Consider the following 16885-nt stretch of genomic DNA (forward strand, 5'->3'; position numbering starts at 1 on the left):
ATTTTGAGCGAAAACGTGCGCGTACTGAGATCGTGATGGTGCGGGACGGCAAGGGGCGCCTTGTTGATCGCGCCTCGATTTTCGAACGCCGGATGCTGCTTGGCTATCTGGCTTTCATGATGATCCTGTTTGCGGTCGGATACACACTGCTGCTGAATTACCGGCTGCCGCGACCGGGCGCCGATACTACCGCACCATCTGCGCTCCTGCCGCCGCCGCAAACATCCCCGTTGGCACCTGCACCTTCCGACGCGATGCCTGCACCGCGTCGAAATACGCCTGCTGCCGAGCAGCGATAGCGTTCAGCGTCATCGCAGAGGCGTTCGGATCAGTGTTGATCAGGAGCGGAGCGAGATCGTCGGCCTTGGCCACGGACAAGCGTTGTCCATATCGCTCGTAGGCTGATTTCAGCCCCTTGGCGCCGAACAACGCCATAGTCGTGAGCGGGGCATGATGACCCATCGCCATCATGCTTGCGTCCATCGCCAGCGTCGGGCCTGCCGCCAAGTCGAACGCCCGATCCGCAATGCCTCGCTTGGCGGTCGGCGATCCGCTCAGAACCTCGCTGTTCGTTTGCGCGAGTCGCGCTTCAAGGTCGCGCTGACGCAGCAGGTTCGCATTTCCGGGATTGCCCGGATATACCGTCGCGAGGCGACTTTCCGCATCTGGCGTATTTAGGATGGCATCGAACGGGTTGCGCTGGAACCGCATACTGTCGGCCTGTCCGGTCAACGCGCTGCGATAGCCAAGCTGCACCTGGCCAAGCTGTTCCGGCGTCTTGCCCGACACGCCGAGCGCCAATTCCTGCGGGTCCATCTTTGCGGCATCGCCGCCAAGCGCAAGCGCATCACGCGATTGCATCGGCCCAGCGTAGGCGGCGCGTGCGTCACCATAATGCGGGTTCAGCCGATCCATCTCGTTGAGCAGGCTGCTCTTGACGTCGTTCTGCGCCCTGAGCGCCGGGGTCATTTGCAGTCTGCCGAATTGGTCCCGGCTCTGCTCGATCACGTCATCCATGCCCTGCTTGACGTAATCGAGCGCCTTAGTGTGATAGCCCGGCGCGCTGGCAACGGCATTCGGGTCTGGAGACATGCTGACCGCGAGTTGAGCCTGGCGCAGCTCTTCACGCGCTTTCTCGACCAGCGCCACCGTCGAGGGCGAGCGATCGGCACGGTATGTGGCCTGAGCGGCGTCGAGTTCCTGTCGGGCCATGAGCGAGCGCGAGATGGCGGCACCCGGCTGCGGATTGAGAACCGGATTGCCGGCTGCATCTTGGGTGATGCCCAGCTCAGTAGGAGATCCGCGCTCGTTGGCGATGATGGTCTTGGCGCGCGCGAGCGCATCGCGCCCGAACGGCGTGGCGAGCAGCGAATCAATCTCGGGCGTGCTGACGGTAGGCTGTGCGTAAGCGCGATCGTACAGCGGACCCGCTGCGGTTCTAGCCTGCGTCATTAAGTCTTGGCTAAGCTGCGGGACGTTCGCTGTGGGGCCAAGGTCGCGAATGACCGCGTGTCCGAAGCGATCGACCTGAGCGAGCGAACGAGGCTCCAGCACGTCTTTGGCATACTTAGCGGCCGTCGGGGAGCGGCGCACCGCTGCGCCCGCGAGGCTCGTCAGCTCGGGTGTCGTGTCCGCCAGAGACATCGGTAGGCTCAGCCGCTGCGCCTCGGAGAGCTGCGCCTGAATGCCGGAGATGCCAGCCTTATCTGCCGCGCTATAGGCGGCACGCTCAGCGGGGCCGAGCGCAGGCGGCGGGGGCGTGTAGCCGTGTCCGGTAAGATCGCCGAACTTTTGCCCGATGACTTGTCCCGCACGCGAGCGACCGAACAGCCCCGCCGCCGCGCCGACGCCGCGCCCGCCAACGCCGGTGAGACCGCCAAGGACGCCGCCAAAGATCGCGCCACCTAGACGGTTCTGGTTGTTCTCTCCTGCGCCGTAGAGAGCTCCATAGCCGCTATCAAGCGCAATGGCGGCGGGGGCCAGGATTCCAGCCGTGCCCGCACGAGCGATCGCAGCGCCTGGAAGGGCAAGCGCGCCTGCACCACCGACAACGTTGCCGAGGATGTCGGCATAGGGGTGCGCTTTGGCTAGCGCCTTCTTGCGCGCATCGAGGTCATCGCGAATCTGGCTGTAATTGCCGCCTGCGAGCGCGCCAATGCCTGCCCCGATCTCATCGGAGAAGCCCGCCGTCGCGCCGTTCACGGCACCCATGACTGCGGCCGATGGACCAGAGCCAGCGACCCGGTTTAGGAACGATGTCGGCTCTTCGTGGGTGCTTTGGCCGGTGCTGCCGCGATAGTCAGGATGCTGTTTGAGGTAACGCTGCCAACTGAGAACCTTTGGTGCGTCCACGGGCGTTGTGCCGGGCGGCAGCGCGGCGTTGATCTGCGCAGGCGTCGCACCGGCGCGGATCAGGCGATCGATCATGGCGGAGTTGCCCTGATCATACACCGTCTTGCTGCCACCGGTTGCGACGCCAACATTGCCGCCACCGCCATTCGCGCCGGGATCAAAGCCGTTAGGGTCGTGCGGCGTCGAACCGGCGCCAGGGGGCGGGGTGTTGCGGCCACCAGTTGCCAGCGCCACGAAAGCGGGATCAATGTCTTTGGGGATCGGCCCCTCGGTGCCATCCTCCTGCATGCGCATGAGATGGAGAAGCTGCGCCGCTTGTTCCTGAGACAGCGCGTTTGGGATGTGCGTCCCCATCGTCCGGATGAACGCCTGATCAGCATCGCGGAATTTCTGGTAATTTTGCATCGCACCGGTGCGGAGCGCCGCGCGCTGAGCGTCGATTGGCATGGAAGCCGAGATCGCCTTTTCGGCGTCCTGGCGATCAGCAAGGGCGCTACCGCCACCAGCCGAGCCAACGTTCCCGACGATGCTTTTGACCTGTTCGCCGGAATAGACGCGGTTTGCCTGATCGAACTGTGCCCCCGCAGGTCCGCCTTGATTGTAGAGCCAGTTATGCAGGGCGGCGCCACCCATGCGGCCATACCATCCGCCGGGATTGTTGAGGCGCTGGATCGCCGTTTCTTCCTCGCGGGAATGATCGATGTTGGCAGCGAGCGAGGTGAGGTATCCGCCCGTCGACTTCATGTCGGCTAGCTGCTTCGTCGCGGCAGCACGCGCCGGGAACGTCGCGGCGCTGAAGTTCGGATCGACGTTGATCGCCATTTGCAGATACGGCAGCATCTGCGGAGACGTGACGGACCGCGCCCCTACAGGCAGGTTTCCGGCGAGCATGGCGCTGACGATCGGACGTGCGGCGGCTGGCACATCCTCGATACGCATCTTGCCGGTCGGCTTCATGGCCGCAGCAGCCGCATCCGCAGCAGCTTCGGCATTCTTGCGCTCAAGCTCTGCCGCCTGCGCATTCTTTATCCGTGCGTCAGCCGCCTGAATGGCCGGCGCATTATTTGCCTGAGCCTGCGCGATGGCCGTTTCGTACGCGCTTTTCGCAGTCGTCGGCTTGGTGATGATAACGCCGTTCGGCGCACCGGGCGTATCGAATTGCTCGAAGAAGTTCTTGTCGGCCACCGTCAGCCCCCGATCTGCGAAATGAAGTGGTGCGCGTATGCCTCGGTCTTTGGACCCCACAGGGCGCGGTTCGGGCCGCCGTGGTAGTAGCGTGCGGCGTCATAGTAGTTGCCGGTCTTCTCCAGTCCTTCATGGAAGTACGCAGCACCGAGCGTCTTCTGGTATGCCGCAGCCTCCGAAGTCCGGCCGGTCATCAATTCAGGACGCCAGGGCAGGCCCAGCTTGTCGGCCATGCCTTTGGCGGTGCCATCGAGCAGTTGCATCGACCCTTTAGCCGTTCCCCACTTCGTTTGAGGCCCGATCGCGCCAGCGCGCCCGTTGCTCTCCATCGACTGAATCACGCTAACGGCGTGCGGGGTAGAGGGGAAAGCTGCCGGCCCCGCCGGGGACCGCACCTCCATTCATATACTGCTTGGAGGCGCCCGCACCGTAATAGGCGTCGAACTCTGCCGCCTTCTCTGGATGCGCAGCAAGAGCGGCAATGGCAGCTGAGGACGGAGTGCGTGCGCCGGTGGCAGCAGGAGCGGACGCCGCACCCAGCTCGCTCGGACGCTTGAAGATCAGGCCTTCGCCCTCAGGGCCGCTGTATGGGATAGCGCGGAAGGGATCGGTCTTGTTCTGGAACGCGGTTTTGGACGCAGCGGCATATTCTGGCGTGCCCGGCATGATGCCAGCTCGAATCGCTGACTGGTCAAACTCATCGAGCGCGGGGTGCGTGCGCCTATAATCCTGCTCCATCAGCCAGGTGGACCGCTGATCCTGTAGCTGCTGCGCGCGGTAGGACAGTTCGCGCTGCCTCTCCTGTGCGTCGCGGCGGCTCTGCAAGATGCTTTGGAGCATCATCGCCGAACCCTGGTTGCCGGCGCCCGCGCTCATCGCCAACATCGCCGGGCCGAGGACGCCCGCGATCTGCTGGAAAGCGCCGCCCTTGTCGAAGGAGTGCGGCTTAATGTGTGGGGTCGTGAACGCGAGCGGCCCCTGGCTCATCGCGGGGAGTGCCGCCCCGTCGTCGATCGAGTGATATGCGAAGTCGCTGGTTGGCGCTTGGGCTGGGCTGGCGACGCCGCCGTTCATGCCCAACATAGCGCTTCCAGCTTGCCCCTGGCTTGGCAGCCCAAACGAACTGAGTTGCTCAAGCCTGGTCGGCGCGGGACTAGACAACGGCGCAGCGAGCGCAGGCGCATAGGGCATCGACGTGAACGGATCTGCCGACGGATTAGTAAGCCGCTTGCCAGGGTTGGCGAACATGCCGACGGCCATCAGGCGTTCCCCCGTGGCAACATGAAGGAGATGAGGAGAGGATGCTCGGTTGCCAATTGGACCAAGCCGTCATCGCCGATGGTAGGGATTAGTATTCGGAGAGCGTGTTCGGCCCAAAGCTGCATACCCGCGTCATTCGAATCGTGAAGCACTGCGGCGAAGTCGACCGCCTGCATCCGCAGATACTGGGCGGCGGGGAACTGTCCTGCTTGCTCCTCATAGTCGGAGCGGTGGGCGAGGGTGGCGATTAACAAGCGGGTCGCCTCTGGGTCTCCGGTCGACGCGCCCAGCCGCCCGAAAACCTCTGCGTTGCTAAGGCCGATCAGCGTGTCGACCACACCAACTGTGGTTAGATCGAGTGACATGTTGACGAGCGAGATCAGGGCGGAAACGTTGCCCTTGGCTGCTGAACGATAGAGCAGTCGAATGTCGACCAGCTCGTCATCGGTGGCTCCGTCGAACATCCTGCCTAGAGGGAAAGCTGCATGCTCATCCTTCAGGCAGGCAGCGAACGCCCGCAAGCTTGCCGCTGCTTCATCTGCGACGACGGCGCGGATGTTGCCCGCATCGCCAGCGCCTGCGGCCCACTCGGCAAGCGCCACGTAAGCCTCAGGCGAACCGGATGCAGCTTCAGTGAATAGCTGAAATTCGGAATCTATCGTATGAGTCTGCGAGGTGTTGTGCATGGCGCCTGCCTAGGTTCGAGTTGGTCGAAACCGGCTGCTCGCAATAGCGGGCTGGGCGCGTCAGAAAGTCATATCAGGGTGTAGTTAGCGAGCCAAGCGCGTATTTCGTCGTAGATGATCGGCGTCAAATTAGGCAGTTTCGGCAAGAACTCCGATGGGGCGGATCGAGGAGCCGGCATGTTGATGTTATCTCTGTTGGCGAACTTGGTGCTGGTAGTCTCCATCATCGTCATCCTGGCAGCAGCCCGCCGGGCTATCGTGCGCGAGAAGCTGGCCACCTAAGCCGGCTGCATCGCCGCGATCAGCGAGGGGCTGTGCCTCGACGACTCTGACCGCCGAGTGGACGCAGTCGCCGGAGGCCTGGCAGCATCCGACTACATGTCAGAACCTCAAGAAAACCGCTTGCAACCGCCGGGGCGGCCACAGATGGAAAGCGGGCAGTGAAGTGCCCGCGTCGCTGGACAATTAGAGGACACAGTTGCCGATGCTTGACGACATATATGAAATCGACGCGCGCCCGGCGCCTTCCGCGGTCGTGTATAAGTATGTCGCGGCTGAGCGCGTCGACGTGCTTCGCAACGCAAACATTCGCTTCACCCCGCCCTTGAACACCAACGACATTTTCGAAGTGCGTCAAACTTTCGAGCTGCTTGCCGGGCCGAAGATGCAAAACCTGTTCGCTGAACAGGCCACGGCGCTCAACATCGATGAAACTATTGCTGATGCACTGAAAGAGACGCCCCTCGCCGGCATGTCGGTGGCAGCCGTGAAGCAATTTTTCAGCGCCACCGTTGGGGGAGACTTGGAGACCAGCATGCGGGACATGCTCGGTATGGTGCTGAAGGACGCGGTGTTCCCGACGATGAATTCGCCGAAGGCCATGGACGATCTTCTCGTAAAACTTGGCAGCGATCTAATTTGCCTATCTCTAACGGAACGCTTCGATAGCTCCCCCATGTGGGCGCATTACGCCGGCAATTCGACCGGCTTCGTCATCGCCTTCGATACGACAAGTCCGTTCTTCCGCCGTGGTGACGACGGCGAGCGGCAGGGTCTGCACAAGATCACCTATTTCGACGGAAAAATCGCGGAGGTCATGGATGACGTCTACGCGGCTTTCATGTCGAAGCAGGAAGACTGGGCATACGAACGAGAATGGCGGCTATACGTGAAGGCTAATCAGGCATCGAAGACGCTAACGGTGGGTACTGACACAATTCATCTTGTCGATTTTCCACGCGATGCGGTGCAGCGTGTTATTCTCGGATTGCGCGCTAGCGAGGATCTCGAGGCAGCAGTCACGGAGCTGCTGGCCACCGATTATCCCCATGCGACGCTTACGCGGGTGCAGGCCGATCGTGCGACGGCATCTTTAGCGGAGGTGTCCATCACGTGAGCTGGCTCAGTCCGGAATGGGTCAGCGCGATCGGAACGACAGTCGCAGCGCTCGTTACGATTCCACTTTGGGTCGTGTCTTGGCGCGCGGCGAACGCTGCGCGACGAAGCGCTGATGCTGCCGATCTTAGTGCTCGCGCGGCAATGTGGATCGAGCTCCCGTTAATAACGGGCGAGCTCGGCAACATGCTTCACGTTGGCGAAGCAGTGCCGGAGAACGGTTCCTATGGCGGGCAGGTTATTGACGACATTCCTGATCGTTTCGGCGCAATCACTGAACTGGCGCTTCGCAACCACGGTCGCAGCGTCGCGCGTCTTGAGTTAGTGCGGGTTGGGCACTTCCTGGGAGCTACACTGCCCGGTGAGCCCAACTTCTCTCGGAGCTACCAATGCGATCAGAACATGGTGATCACGCCCGGCGAGGTTGAAGGGATCGATCTGTCTTATACGGTCGAAGTCAGCCCCGACCAGCGGATCGCCCTTGTTGCCAATGAAATCGCGATCTGGATGTATGCCGAGATCACATATCGCGACTTCCTAGATACGATCCGGCGCTGCGGTATGGCTTGGAGTTACACCCAAATGTATGGCGAGGGTATGTACTTCTTCCAGCCCCTTACAACAGAAGAACCTAAGTTTCGCTTTCGGATTTAACGAGATTCAGCTTCTGATGAATGAAAGGGAAAACGATGGAGCGCCCGTTGGAACACATCATGTCACGCGAGACCGCGTTGGGCGAGGAGCGATTCACCGCGACCGGCGAACTCGTAGCGCGCGAGACAGGAATCGAGCGTCCTACAGTCTCAGACATACGCCAATGGCTTGAAGCGAACGCCGAGTCTGCAGCGCGGGCTGCTTTCCTATGGAGACTCGCCCATCCCATGCATCCCGTTGGGGAGGATGGCACTTCCACCTGGGACGGCGTCGTGCGTTTGGGGCTCGACGACTACCCCCGTTCATGAACGTCCACGCCGAGCGTCAGCCGATGACGGAGGCGGATCGAAAGCAGATGGGCGAGCGCCTGCTGGCTCAAGCGTTCGAGCTATGGTTCAATCCGGAAATAGAGCGGCGGGCGGCAGCTGGGCTCTTGGCGGACGATTTTGCGCTGTATGCCGCTCAGGTGTTGTTTCCGCCTGAGGGCGAGAACCGTATCCGCCTGAACGACGAGTTGACAGGCGTGATGCTGGTCGTCGCACAACGCGCGGTCGAGAAGGGCGAGCAGGTGATGCTGTCCGATCTCGCCGAAGCCCAGCGCTACGAGCTGGACGATGCTGACCTGGATTGCGGACACTTGACGATCATCCGACGCGGCGACGGCTGGCTGATCGACTTCAACTTTCAGTCTGGTCGCGCGAAAGCGGCTGATATGTTGAGGCTCGCCAATCAATACCACGCGGCGGCAATCGCCTGCGTCCAACGGTCGCTGGAAGGCCCCGCCGTCGACAACCTGTTCAGCGCCTGCGAACTGACGGCGAAAGCGGAGTTGATCCTGCATCGTAGCTCGGCCGTAAAGGCGAAGACCCATGATCCACTGAAAAGCGCGATCTATGCATGGGGAAAGTTGGGCAACATCAACCCTGCATTCGTCGCAGTTTTCAATCTGCTCGGGCAACAGCGAGCCGATGCGCATACAAGGGTGCGGAGGCGGCCAAGGATTGATGCCGAGCTCCGATGATCTTGACGTGGTGAAGGCGGTGATCGAGCGCGGCATATGGCGGGTCGGTCGAGCAACGGACAGGGAGCGGCACGGCGAACCAGAAACCGCTTGAACCGATCGGGGGCGGCACCATCTAGGAGACCTTGTGATCCCGGAACTCGGCTGGATGAGCGCCCCTTTCGCAAGGGGGAGGACAGGGGTTCGACTCCCCTCGGGTTGATGACGCCAGTGGCGTCAAAGCGGGCCGCCGCCGGGAGGTGCGGCCCGCTTTTTTATAAAGCCGCCCTCGTGCCCGGTTTGCTGACGATTACGCGCATGACGACGTTGCCATCGCCGATCGGCCCGTTCTCGGCTTCATAGGCGGCAACGGCATCAGCCTCGCTTTCATCCTCGTAGCGGCGGAGACAATACCATCGTGGTGTCGCGCTTGGCTGTGCGTGTTCCAGTGCCGTCAGGCGCTTGCCGAGCGGGTTCATGCTACTTCTCCAACTGGTTCGACCGGGATCAGGACCAGAGCATTCACTTGATCATCGTCAACTTCCGGCAACGGACCATGCTCGGCGACATAGCGCGCTACTGCCTCGTCGCTGGTTTCGCCGGTCTGCGCCGCGATCATCTGAATGAAGACCGGACCACGATTGCGATCAGCCTTTATCGTCTCCAGCACCGCAACGCGGCGTTCCCTGTTCAGTCCTGCAACCATCTTCGTGTCTCCTTGGCGTTGTTCATTCGGGTTTGTGTTGTTGTTGTACGTCATGCCTTCTCCTCCAGTGCAGCGATCCTGCGTTCGAGGTCGCCAGCTTCGACAATCGCGCGGTGAGCGGTCAGCAGGGCGAGAACACGGCCACCCTCATCAGGTGTGCACTCGCCACCTGCCACTGCGGCTAGGACTGCCGATGATGCCGCTACCGTGTCGGCTGCGCTGGTGACCGGCGGAAGCGTAATCGTGATTGGGGCATCTTTCCGTGCCGGCGCTAGACGGTCGAGGCACAAGCGTAGCGCGACCGTGTCGCCTTCAAGCGCCTTGTCGATGGCGGCCTGCGTCAGCGCCTCGTGTTGCCCCTCCAGCAGCGCCTCAATGGCGAGGGTCACCCGCGAGCGGGCGCCTTTGGGCTTGCCAGGGTTGCCGGGTTCGAACGGTTTGCCGCGCGTATTTTCGCGAGGGTTACGCGGTTCGGTCAATTTCGGAACTCCACATCATCGCCGGTTTCGCCGGGGGCCAGGATCGGGCGGAACACCGGGTTGCCGGCGGGGAAGACGACGCGTGGCGCGGGTGCCCCACCTGTATTCTGCCCAACCTTCGCAGACGCCCGTGCCCCGCCCCGCCCAACCCCTGCCCCTAAAGGGGGGCAGGTTGGGCTGGGCGCTTCCGGTGCACCACCTGCACAACCTTGCCCCGCCCAACCTTGCGGAGGTTGGGCGCTCTCGACCGCCCACGTCCCGACCTGCACAAATTTCTTTGCTTCGCGGCGGTCGGAGTCCCGTTGCTCGACCACAACCAGAGCCCCATTCGCGAACCACGTCCGAAGCAGAGCATTGATGCGGGCGCGATCGGCCTTCGCCGTCGGATCGGCGCTGATCCCGAACACATCGGCGACAGCACGACCCACCCAGTTCTTCGCTTGGCTGCTTTCTTTCCACTCGCCCGAAGCCACCACGGTCTGGACGCGGTAGAGGTGATCGACGGACACACCTTCGAACGGATCGGGCGGCGTCCACCGGGTCACGACACCGACACTGTCACCATCCTGCCCGTAAGGATCATCAGGGCCGCATGCATTCGCCACGTCCTGCGACGCGAGCCGGAACCACTGCGCGTCCTCGGCGGGTGCACGGTTCGCCTTATCGTCCTGCACGCTGAAGATGCGGCGGCGTTCGTGATCCTCCGCGATACCGAGCCTGCTCGCCTCGCTGACATCCATGCGGTTGAGCACCAGCGTTACACGCGCGGCAGAGACAAGCGCACTGGCGCCGCGCGAAGACTCGGCGGTCACTTTGTCGTTGCCGAGCTTCTTGGAGTGGTGAACGAGGACGATCGCGCAGCCGGCCCGCTTGGCGATGCTCGCCCACGTCTTAACCACTGCGTCGATAGCGCCGTTGTCGTTCTCGCCGACGCCATGCGACGACACGAACGGATCAATGACCAGCACGTCGATTTTGCGGGTAAGCAGTTCCGCGACCAAGGCTTCGACTACCGGAATGGCAATTCGGTAGCCGTCTCGATCCTCGACCGCGATCCGCAGCTCGGCACCCTCAGGACCGCTATCAAGGTAGATACGATCCCCGCATTGCTCCTGCGTGACGCGGTGGAACATCGCGGCGGCGACAAGCTGCATCTCCAGCTCGGCAAGCCCATCCTCGAGGTTCCAATACCAGACGCGCTTCGGGCCAGCCCATACGGTCTTGCCGAGAATGTCCTGCCGCCCGCTAGCGAGCGACAGCAGCATCGACGCCACGAACGACGACTTGCCGACGCCGCCAGGTGCGACGATAGCGGAGACGGTACTGAGCAGCAGCCAGCGGCCCCAAACCCAAGGACGACGAGGTAGGCTGCGATGATCAGGCCAGCGGAACGGGCTGGCAGTAATCTTTACGGGTTCTGCGGCTGCCTTAGGCACGAACGGTTCGGCAGCATCGAAGCGCGACTGCGCGATCGCCGCCCTCATGATTTCACCGCCATCAGTTCGGCATTGAAGTCCTTGTGCGACGGCGCCGGACGCATGATCCTGACCGCTAGCCCAGCGGCGCAGAATGCCTCCGCTGCCTTGTCAGCGGCAACCTTGCCCGCGGCATCCCCATCCGCGCCGATCACGATCGCCTTCGTCACGTCGCCGAACGTCATCTGCGGCATCATGGACGTGCCGGCCGCGACCCAGACCGATCGCCCGAGTGCCTGAGCTAGGGTCAACCCATCCTCGAGACCCTCGGTGACAAGCATGCTGGCGGCGGGCGGCCCAAGCTGGATCGATCCGCCAACCACGTTGCCGAGGCTGTACTTCACCTTCGGCTTGCGGTCGGTGTCGGTCGGCGTGGTGGCCGCCTTGCGCCCATCCTGGGTAAGGTAGGTGCGCTGCAAACCGAGCAGCGCGCCGGCCGGATTGGTGACGATGGCGATTAGCGCAGGCAGCAGACCCGGCCCGTTCGCCGCCAAGAGGCCGTTGCCTTCAATCTTAGGCGGCGCGAGGCGAGCGAACCGAAGCGTATGCGGCAGCGGCATCGTAATTCCGCGTGATCGCAGGTAAGCCTCGGCTGGCGTCCCCTCGATCGCGGCCGAGCCGTTCACGATCCGCTGCGCAATCGGACGCATATCGGTTTTCGGCTTGGCCGGGGCGCGCTGCTGTTCAAGCTCGGCAAGCGCGCCGCCGTCGAGGATGCCAATCGCCTCTCGCAGTTTTACGCCGTAAGCCTGCTGCACGAAGTCAAGCACGTCGCCGGACCACCCGCAGCCGAAGCAATGCGCCCGGCGATCATTGGCGTAGATCGTGAAGCTGGGGGTGCGATCCTGATGGAAGGGACAGCACCCCTTCCACTCGTTGCCCGCCCGGTGCAGCTTGACGCCTGCTTTCGACGCCACGCCGGACACCGGGAAGCGATCCCGAATGTCAGCGCAGATGCGTGGCATGTCGATCACGCGGCGGCTTTCATGCTGCCGATCATAGTCGGCATATGGATCCATCAGCATCAGAAATCCCCCGGCAGTGAGGGCAGTCCGACACCAGGGCACGCGTCCTGCAACGCCGCATCGATCACGAGCACTTCGCACCTGCCCTGATACTGATTGCGGTTGAGCGTGTGGGCGGCTGTGATCGCATCGGCGCCAGAACGGAAATCCAGGATCTCGCCCCAGCTATTGCCGGACGCGCTTTCGTGGCTCACCTGGAAGCCGTCCACGCGATCACCCCACACGTGAATGGTCCCGCGGTCGGCGTTGCCGCGCGACGGGAAGGATAGGACCTGGCCGCTCATGTGCGCGGCTCCTGCATGTCGAGTTTGGGGTCGAAGCGACGGAGGCGCGTGCGGTTCGTCTCGATACCGAGAGCGAGCCGCTCAACCTTGGCGGCTTGAACCGCCGTCTGCCGCGCCGCTTCATATGGACGCGCCGTAGCGATGCGGCCGGCGAATATTTGATTGCCCTGCCGTAGGCATCGACGAACCACGCACCAGCGTGGCCCATCGACGTGCCTCAGGACGATGTAGGCATTGTTGTTGTTCGCCATCACGCCGTCTCCAACTGATTGGCGGTGACAAGCAGACCCGTCTCGTGGCGATCGAGCGCGCCGCACTCCCATGCGGTCAGCACCAGGCGTTTGCGGTCGGTGGCGTTGCGGCAGCGCTGGAGTAGGGCTTGGAAGCCTACTAACGGCGCCACTACGTGCTGTGCGGCGGCGGACATGAGCGCGCTCATGATATTGCCTCGCGCGGCGCCTGGAACGGTTCGCCGAAGGCATGAATGAGAACCGGCAAGCCCGTGAGTTCGGCGATCATAAACGCGTCCGACATCGCGCTATCGAAGTTGTTGACGCCGGTGCCGTGGCTCTCAAGCGAGCCTGGCGGCACATCCCAACCTTGCACGGTCGCGTGCCACTGCGAGGGGTTGAGCTGTTCGATCACAATGGCACGAGCGACCCAACGGCTTAGGGAAGTGATAGCGCTCATGCCGCTTCTCCCCAAGCGAGAGACGCGAGCACGCTGGCGCGGTGACCAATGATGCCGACCAAACGAAGTCGTTGAAGACGGAGATTGTGCGTGCTATTCGCGATGTCGTTGCTGCTGTTGAAATTCGTGAGAGGCCGCCCCGCCACAGGGCGGCCTTTCTGCTTACAGGGCTTCGGCGCCCCAGCCGTTGCGGTTGCCATCAACGCTCACGCGGCGACCGGTTCGGAAGTGCTGCCGACGCGCCGTGCGTTGCGCCACTCGGCGATGTCGTCCGGGTCGTACTTGACCTTACGGCCGACGCGAATGAACTTCGGCCCTAGGCCGAGGCAGCGCCAATTGGCCAAGGTTTTTGTGGTCGCGCCGATAAGCGGCGCAGCGGGTTCCGGGTCAAGCAGCGGTTTCATATCACCTCCCGTCCGGCGGGATTGCCGGGGTACGAGAGGGATTTTGCAAAGCGTGAAATGCGCGTGATATTTCCGCGTGCGCGGATAGCACCCATTTTCTGCGCGGATTACCGCGCGGATTTCGGCCGACCTGGCTGACCCGCCGATCCGAGCGCAATTGACCAGTGATCACGGAAGTTGCGATTATCCCAGCCGTGCTCGGCTGTCATGCCCTTGAAATGTTCGCGCCAAGCACGATCGCGATCACGACTTTGAGTTTGATCTGCCCACCTTAAAATTGCCCGCGTCATAGTACCCTCGTTCCATCTCGGTTTCGGTGCTGCTGCGGACGGCTGTTGAGCTTTTGATGCTGCGACCGCAGAGGGAGGAGGGGATGACGCCGCATTGCGAGCGAGAAACTTTTCTACGACATGAAGGGAGGGCTCCTGCGCAACAGCAAGCGCGTGGTCACCATCGAAAACCGGGATATGTGAGATGACAGCAGCGAGATTAGCTTGATCGACAAAGATTGGCATGACGAAATGCTCGAAGTAGTCGCGCCCGCCCCGCCAAGGATCTGGGCGGTGCATCTTGTACTCTGCCTTCCCGCATAGCGCTGCACGCTCGAACCGATCACATGCCACGTCAAAGCTGCAATTCCAGTGCCTCGTGTCCAGCTCACGAACGTCGCCGGTCGACAGGGTGAAGCAATAGCCCAAGCCCTTGTCTTTGGAGGGCGACATTCCAAGGCGATGCATGATGTAGAATATCGCGTCACGCCGTTGAACAATCGGAGACCGGGCCGTCTCCCATCGACGCCAACGATCTGTGGCGGTGACCCACTGGGCATTCGTTATCGTCAGATGCAGCGCACCGGGGTGTCCGAGTAGATCGAGCACCTGAGCGACGTGCCGATTGTACAGAGAAGCGTCCTTGATGCGATCGCTGGTCCCTTCGAACACATCTTTCGGTCGCGCGAAAGCGGGGCCAAGATCTTCGTATAAAATCTCCTCGCCCGTCCAACCGCCGGTCGCCCCGAGGTGATGACGTCCGATGATCTCGAACACTTCGGGTATCGCTAGGTATCCGACCGGTATAATCTGACGCGCCCTCACGTCTTTCCAATGGTTCACATCGCCCTCCGCAGAGCGTCCGCTAGGTGAAACGGGGCGGAAGGCCGGGCGGAAACCGGCCGTTCGGGAGCTACCCTATCCGCCCCGCCTGCTCACGATCCGGCGGCTGCCGAGATCGGAACGACGTTCGGCGCGGGCTTTGCGCCATTGATGAGTTGATCGAGCCAGTCCGCCCACGCTTGAAGAGCGCGGGTCTTCTCGTCCAGATATTCGTACAAGTTGTAGATGCCGCGAAGGCCCGCCACAGACCCACCCTGATGATGATTGATGACGCGCTCGGTCACCTCAATCGGGAAACCCAAGCGTTGCATGCGGGTCGTGCCAGTCCTGCGCAGATCGTGCAATCGCCAAGGGGCCAGCGTTATTTCGTGCGGCGCTTCGCTAGCGGCTTCGGCGCGTTCAATCTCGATCTTCTGTAGTTCGGTCAGCATCAAGCCGTCTAGGCGCGCCTTGATCTTGCTGAAGCCGCTGATCGCGGTCTCGCCGGTCGTTGTGAAAGCTAGTCCGCGATGCTTCCAGCCGAGGCTGTCGAACTCGGCGGTGGCAAGCGAGGACAGGGGGACAAGGTGATCCAGCCCGTTCTTCGCCCGCTCACCTGGCAGGCACCAGATGCCTTCATTATGGCTGATTTCCTTCCACCGGATACCCGCCACCTCGTTTCGGCGCTGGAGGGTGATCAGTAGCAGGCGGACGAACGATCCAAAGGGTTGTGCAAGCGCATGGGTCGCCCGCCACATCGCCAAGATCTCGTCTTCTGTCAGAACGCGCTTCCGGGCGGTAGCCCCGGACGGCGGGTCCATCGACGCCATGACGTTAAGTGCCAAGTCGCCGCGTTGCTTTGTCGCCCAATTCATCAGCTTGCTAAGCCCGGCCCAGACATTCCGTGCGAGGGCAGGGCGTGCCTTCAACTTGTCGAATACCGCGTTGATCTCCGGCTTTCCGATCGCCAGCAGCAGCATGCCCTTGAATGACGGCAGGAGATGCATCTCCAACTGGCGGTAGGCCTGCTCCCACGACGAACCCCATTCCGTCTTCAGATAGCCGTCTCTGAAGGTGTCGAGGTAGGCGCCGAACTCCAGCGTGACAGCGTCGCGCGCCTGCTTCTTGGCGTCCTCCACAGGGTCCATGCCTTGACCGACGAGCTTCGCCAGCCGTTCAGCTTCCGTGCGCGCTGTCGTCGCCGTCCAGGGGCTGCCGTGGCTGCCGATCGTCCAGCGCTTGGTCTTCGTGCCGCGACCGCCGAGCCGATACTGATAGATGTAGGAGCGGGCGTTCCTAGGCGTCACCTTCAGGCCGAAGCCTTTCAACTCATCATCCCACAGGAAAACGTCAGCCGTGCCTGCCAGAACGCCGTCGACCGATTTTTTTGTGATCTTTCCAGACGGCATTTCAGACCCGCTTCAGCAAGCACCTAGCAATCACCGTAGCGGGATAGTGCGGGAACATCAAGGAAACACCGGGATCAAGGTACCAAGAAGGATCGCAGAAAAACTGGCGAGTCGCGCAGAACTACGTTAGCGACCATAAGACTACGAATCTGAGGGTCGGGCGTTCGAATCGCTCCGGGTGCACCACTTCTTTCTTGATGATTTCGGCGGCGCGTCACGCGCCGCCGGGTGTCCATGCCGCCGGTGAGCGCGACCTGCCCGCGCAAGTCATCGTTGACCATCTTCAGCACGCATTTGCGCTCGGCGTCATCATCGATGACGGAAGTAGGACGACGCCCTCGGCTTCGATCCGTACGCGGAACTGCAACGGCTTGATCTCGCAATCCTCCAAGCTGTGCCGTCGCGGATCGTTGGCATCATCTGACCAAGCTCTGGTGGGGAGTGCAAGGAGGGTCAGGGCGGCGATGCCGAGCGGTCAGGCGTAACGAGACGGCACTTCCGCGCCGATCGGCAGCAGTCACCGCCAGTCGTTACGCTCGACCGAGTCGAGGATGCGTGCGCCTGCCATGAACACCGCCACCGGGCAGACCGCGAACAGCATCCAGCCGCCGACGCTGCCATGATATTGCTCGACGTAGTGCACGCCGCGCTCGACCGAACCGAGGCCAAGGCCGTAGATGACCATGAAAGCCTCGAACTTGTTCTTGATGACGAACAGGCGGGAGATTTTGTGCAACATGGCATGAGCTTAAGCAAAGGACGGGCCAGTCGCAGATTCGCGTGGCTTGGG

Annotated in this window: 21 protein-coding genes and 1 tRNA gene; 5 read left to right on the plus strand and 17 right to left on the minus strand. The window is 62.2% G+C overall.

What is annotated here, in order from left to right; genetic code table 11:
* Positions 1–186: 186 nt before the first annotated feature.
* From OXR00_RS01010 to OXR00_RS01025, 4 genes are all read right to left on the minus strand, one after another.
* Complete coding sequence (locus OXR00_RS01010; RefSeq protein WP_267386161.1) at positions 187–3537, minus strand: hypothetical protein; 3351 nt, start codon at positions 3535–3537, stop codon at positions 187–189.
* Positions 3538–3539: 2 nt separating this feature from the next.
* Complete coding sequence (locus OXR00_RS01015; protein ID WP_267386162.1) at positions 3540–3800, minus strand: hypothetical protein; 261 nt, start codon at positions 3798–3800, stop codon at positions 3540–3542.
* A 79-nt stretch (positions 3801–3879) separates the two neighbouring features.
* Positions 3880–4797, minus strand: a complete 918-nt coding sequence (locus tag OXR00_RS01020; RefSeq protein ID WP_267386163.1) for a hypothetical protein — start codon at positions 4795–4797, stop codon at positions 3880–3882.
* A complete protein-coding gene (locus OXR00_RS01025) occupies positions 4797–5483 on the minus strand; it encodes a hypothetical protein (protein WP_267386164.1) in 687 nt (228 codons plus the stop codon). The genes OXR00_RS01020 and OXR00_RS01025 overlap by 1 nt, the downstream gene beginning before the upstream one ends.
* 114 nt (positions 5484–5597) lie before the next feature.
* On the opposite strand from OXR00_RS01025, the gene OXR00_RS01030 reads away from it, so the two are divergent.
* From OXR00_RS01030 to OXR00_RS01050, 5 genes are all read left to right on the plus strand, one after another.
* A complete protein-coding gene (locus OXR00_RS01030; protein WP_267386165.1) occupies positions 5598–5765 on the plus strand; it encodes a hypothetical protein in 168 nt (55 codons plus the stop codon).
* A gap of 202 nt (positions 5766–5967) precedes the next feature.
* Positions 5968–6879: a DUF2971 domain-containing protein gene (locus OXR00_RS01035; RefSeq protein ID WP_267386166.1), complete on the plus strand. Its 912-nt coding sequence runs from the start codon at positions 5968–5970 to the stop codon at positions 6877–6879.
* Positions 6876–7532: a hypothetical protein gene (locus tag OXR00_RS01040; protein ID WP_267386167.1), complete on the plus strand. Its 657-nt coding sequence runs from the start codon at positions 6876–6878 to the stop codon at positions 7530–7532. The genes OXR00_RS01035 and OXR00_RS01040 overlap by 4 nt, the downstream gene beginning before the upstream one ends.
* A 304-nt stretch (positions 7533–7836) precedes the next feature.
* The gene (locus OXR00_RS01045; RefSeq protein WP_267386168.1) at positions 7837–8553 is read left to right on the plus strand and encodes a hypothetical protein; all 717 of its coding nucleotides are present in this window, start codon (positions 7837–7839) and stop codon (positions 8551–8553) included.
* 128 nt (positions 8554–8681) lie between these two features.
* A tRNA-Ala gene (locus OXR00_RS01050) sits at positions 8682–8755 on the plus strand.
* Between the two features lie 52 nt (positions 8756–8807).
* Here OXR00_RS01050 and OXR00_RS01055 read toward each other — a convergent pair.
* The 13 genes from OXR00_RS01055 to OXR00_RS01115 all read right to left on the minus strand — a co-directional run bounded on the left by OXR00_RS01055 (position 8808) and on the right by OXR00_RS01115 (position 16834).
* Positions 8808–9011: a hypothetical protein gene (locus tag OXR00_RS01055; protein WP_267386169.1), complete on the minus strand. Its 204-nt coding sequence runs from the start codon at positions 9009–9011 to the stop codon at positions 8808–8810.
* Positions 9008–9292, minus strand: coding sequence for a hypothetical protein (locus OXR00_RS01060; RefSeq protein WP_267386171.1), 285 nt, complete (start codon positions 9290–9292; stop codon positions 9008–9010). The genes OXR00_RS01055 and OXR00_RS01060 overlap by 4 nt, the downstream gene beginning before the upstream one ends.
* Complete coding sequence (locus tag OXR00_RS01065; RefSeq protein WP_267386172.1) at positions 9289–9717, minus strand: hypothetical protein; 429 nt, start codon at positions 9715–9717, stop codon at positions 9289–9291. Before OXR00_RS01065 ends, OXR00_RS01060 begins: the two co-directional genes overlap by 4 nt.
* The gene (locus OXR00_RS01070; protein WP_267386173.1) at positions 9714–11201 is read right to left on the minus strand and encodes an AAA family ATPase; all 1488 of its coding nucleotides are present in this window, start codon (positions 11199–11201) and stop codon (positions 9714–9716) included. The genes OXR00_RS01065 and OXR00_RS01070 overlap by 4 nt, the downstream gene beginning before the upstream one ends.
* A complete protein-coding gene (locus tag OXR00_RS01075) occupies positions 11198–12217 on the minus strand; it encodes a CHC2 zinc finger domain-containing protein (protein ID WP_267386174.1) in 1020 nt (339 codons plus the stop codon). Before OXR00_RS01075 ends, OXR00_RS01070 begins: the two co-directional genes overlap by 4 nt.
* On the minus strand, positions 12217–12501 hold the full coding sequence (locus tag OXR00_RS01080) for a hypothetical protein (protein WP_267386175.1): 285 nt from the start codon (positions 12499–12501) through the stop codon (positions 12217–12219). The genes OXR00_RS01075 and OXR00_RS01080 overlap by 1 nt, the downstream gene beginning before the upstream one ends.
* A complete protein-coding gene (locus OXR00_RS01085) occupies positions 12498–12752 on the minus strand; it encodes a hypothetical protein (RefSeq protein ID WP_267386176.1) in 255 nt (84 codons plus the stop codon). The genes OXR00_RS01080 and OXR00_RS01085 overlap by 4 nt, the downstream gene beginning before the upstream one ends.
* Positions 12752–12940, minus strand: a complete 189-nt coding sequence (locus OXR00_RS01090) for a hypothetical protein (protein ID WP_267386177.1) — start codon at positions 12938–12940, stop codon at positions 12752–12754. The genes OXR00_RS01085 and OXR00_RS01090 overlap by 1 nt, the downstream gene beginning before the upstream one ends.
* On the minus strand, positions 12937–13191 hold the full coding sequence (locus tag OXR00_RS01095; protein WP_267386178.1) for a hypothetical protein: 255 nt from the start codon (positions 13189–13191) through the stop codon (positions 12937–12939). Before OXR00_RS01095 ends, OXR00_RS01090 begins: the two co-directional genes overlap by 4 nt.
* Positions 13192–13397: 206 nt before the next feature.
* On the minus strand, positions 13398–13595 hold the full coding sequence (locus OXR00_RS01100) for a DNA-binding protein (protein WP_267386179.1): 198 nt from the start codon (positions 13593–13595) through the stop codon (positions 13398–13400).
* Positions 13596–13702: 107 nt separating this feature from the next.
* Positions 13703–14641 carry a hypothetical protein gene (locus tag OXR00_RS01105; RefSeq protein ID WP_267386181.1) on the minus strand — a complete coding sequence of 313 codons (939 nt, stop codon included), beginning with the start codon at positions 14639–14641 and terminating at the stop codon, positions 13703–13705.
* 158 nt (positions 14642–14799) lie between these two features.
* Positions 14800–16095, minus strand: a complete 1296-nt coding sequence (locus OXR00_RS01110; RefSeq protein WP_267386182.1) for a site-specific integrase — start codon at positions 16093–16095, stop codon at positions 14800–14802.
* 517 nt (positions 16096–16612) lie between these two features.
* The gene (locus OXR00_RS01115) at positions 16613–16834 is read right to left on the minus strand and encodes a hypothetical protein (RefSeq protein WP_242146069.1); all 222 of its coding nucleotides are present in this window, start codon (positions 16832–16834) and stop codon (positions 16613–16615) included.
* Positions 16835–16885 lie beyond the last annotated feature (51 nt).

The organism is Sphingomonas sp. GC_Shp_3, from assembly GCF_026540945.1.
Taxonomy (GTDB): Bacteria; Pseudomonadota; Alphaproteobacteria; order Sphingomonadales; family Sphingomonadaceae; genus Sphingomonas.

Coding starts and splice junctions, on each gene's coding strand:
- OXR00_RS01080 (WP_267386175.1), bottom strand. CDS start 12,501: ATGAGCGGCCAGGTCCTATCCTTCCCGTCGCGCGGCAACGCCGACCGC.
- OXR00_RS01025 (WP_267386164.1), bottom strand. CDS start 5,483: ATGCACAACACCTCGCAGACTCATACGATAGATTCCGAATTTCAGCTA.
- OXR00_RS01015 (WP_267386162.1), bottom strand. CDS start 3,800: ATGCAACTGCTCGATGGCACCGCCAAAGGCATGGCCGACAAGCTGGGC.
- OXR00_RS01070 (WP_267386173.1), bottom strand. CDS start 11,201: ATGAGGGCGGCGATCGCGCAGTCGCGCTTCGATGCTGCCGAACCGTTC.
- OXR00_RS01020 (WP_267386163.1), bottom strand. CDS start 4,797: ATGGCCGTCGGCATGTTCGCCAACCCTGGCAAGCGGCTTACTAATCCG.
- OXR00_RS01030 (WP_267386165.1), top strand. CDS start 5,598: ATGATCGGCGTCAAATTAGGCAGTTTCGGCAAGAACTCCGATGGGGCG.
- OXR00_RS01090 (WP_267386177.1), bottom strand. CDS start 12,940: ATGAGCGCGCTCATGTCCGCCGCCGCACAGCACGTAGTGGCGCCGTTA.
- OXR00_RS01045 (WP_267386168.1), top strand. CDS start 7,837: ATGAACGTCCACGCCGAGCGTCAGCCGATGACGGAGGCGGATCGAAAG.
- OXR00_RS01085 (WP_267386176.1), bottom strand. CDS start 12,752: ATGGCGAACAACAACAATGCCTACATCGTCCTGAGGCACGTCGATGGG.
- OXR00_RS01115 (WP_242146069.1), bottom strand. CDS start 16,834: ATGTTGCACAAAATCTCCCGCCTGTTCGTCATCAAGAACAAGTTCGAG.
- OXR00_RS01075 (WP_267386174.1), bottom strand. CDS start 12,217: ATGCTGATGGATCCATATGCCGACTATGATCGGCAGCATGAAAGCCGC.
- OXR00_RS01110 (WP_267386182.1), bottom strand. CDS start 16,095: ATGCCGTCTGGAAAGATCACAAAAAAATCGGTCGACGGCGTTCTGGCA.
- OXR00_RS01095 (WP_267386178.1), bottom strand. CDS start 13,191: ATGAGCGCTATCACTTCCCTAAGCCGTTGGGTCGCTCGTGCCATTGTG.
- OXR00_RS01060 (WP_267386171.1), bottom strand. CDS start 9,292: ATGACGTACAACAACAACACAAACCCGAATGAACAACGCCAAGGAGAC.
- OXR00_RS01035 (WP_267386166.1), top strand. CDS start 5,968: ATGCTTGACGACATATATGAAATCGACGCGCGCCCGGCGCCTTCCGCG.
- OXR00_RS01100 (WP_267386179.1), bottom strand. CDS start 13,595: ATGAAACCGCTGCTTGACCCGGAACCCGCTGCGCCGCTTATCGGCGCG.
- OXR00_RS01055 (WP_267386169.1), bottom strand. CDS start 9,011: ATGAACCCGCTCGGCAAGCGCCTGACGGCACTGGAACACGCACAGCCA.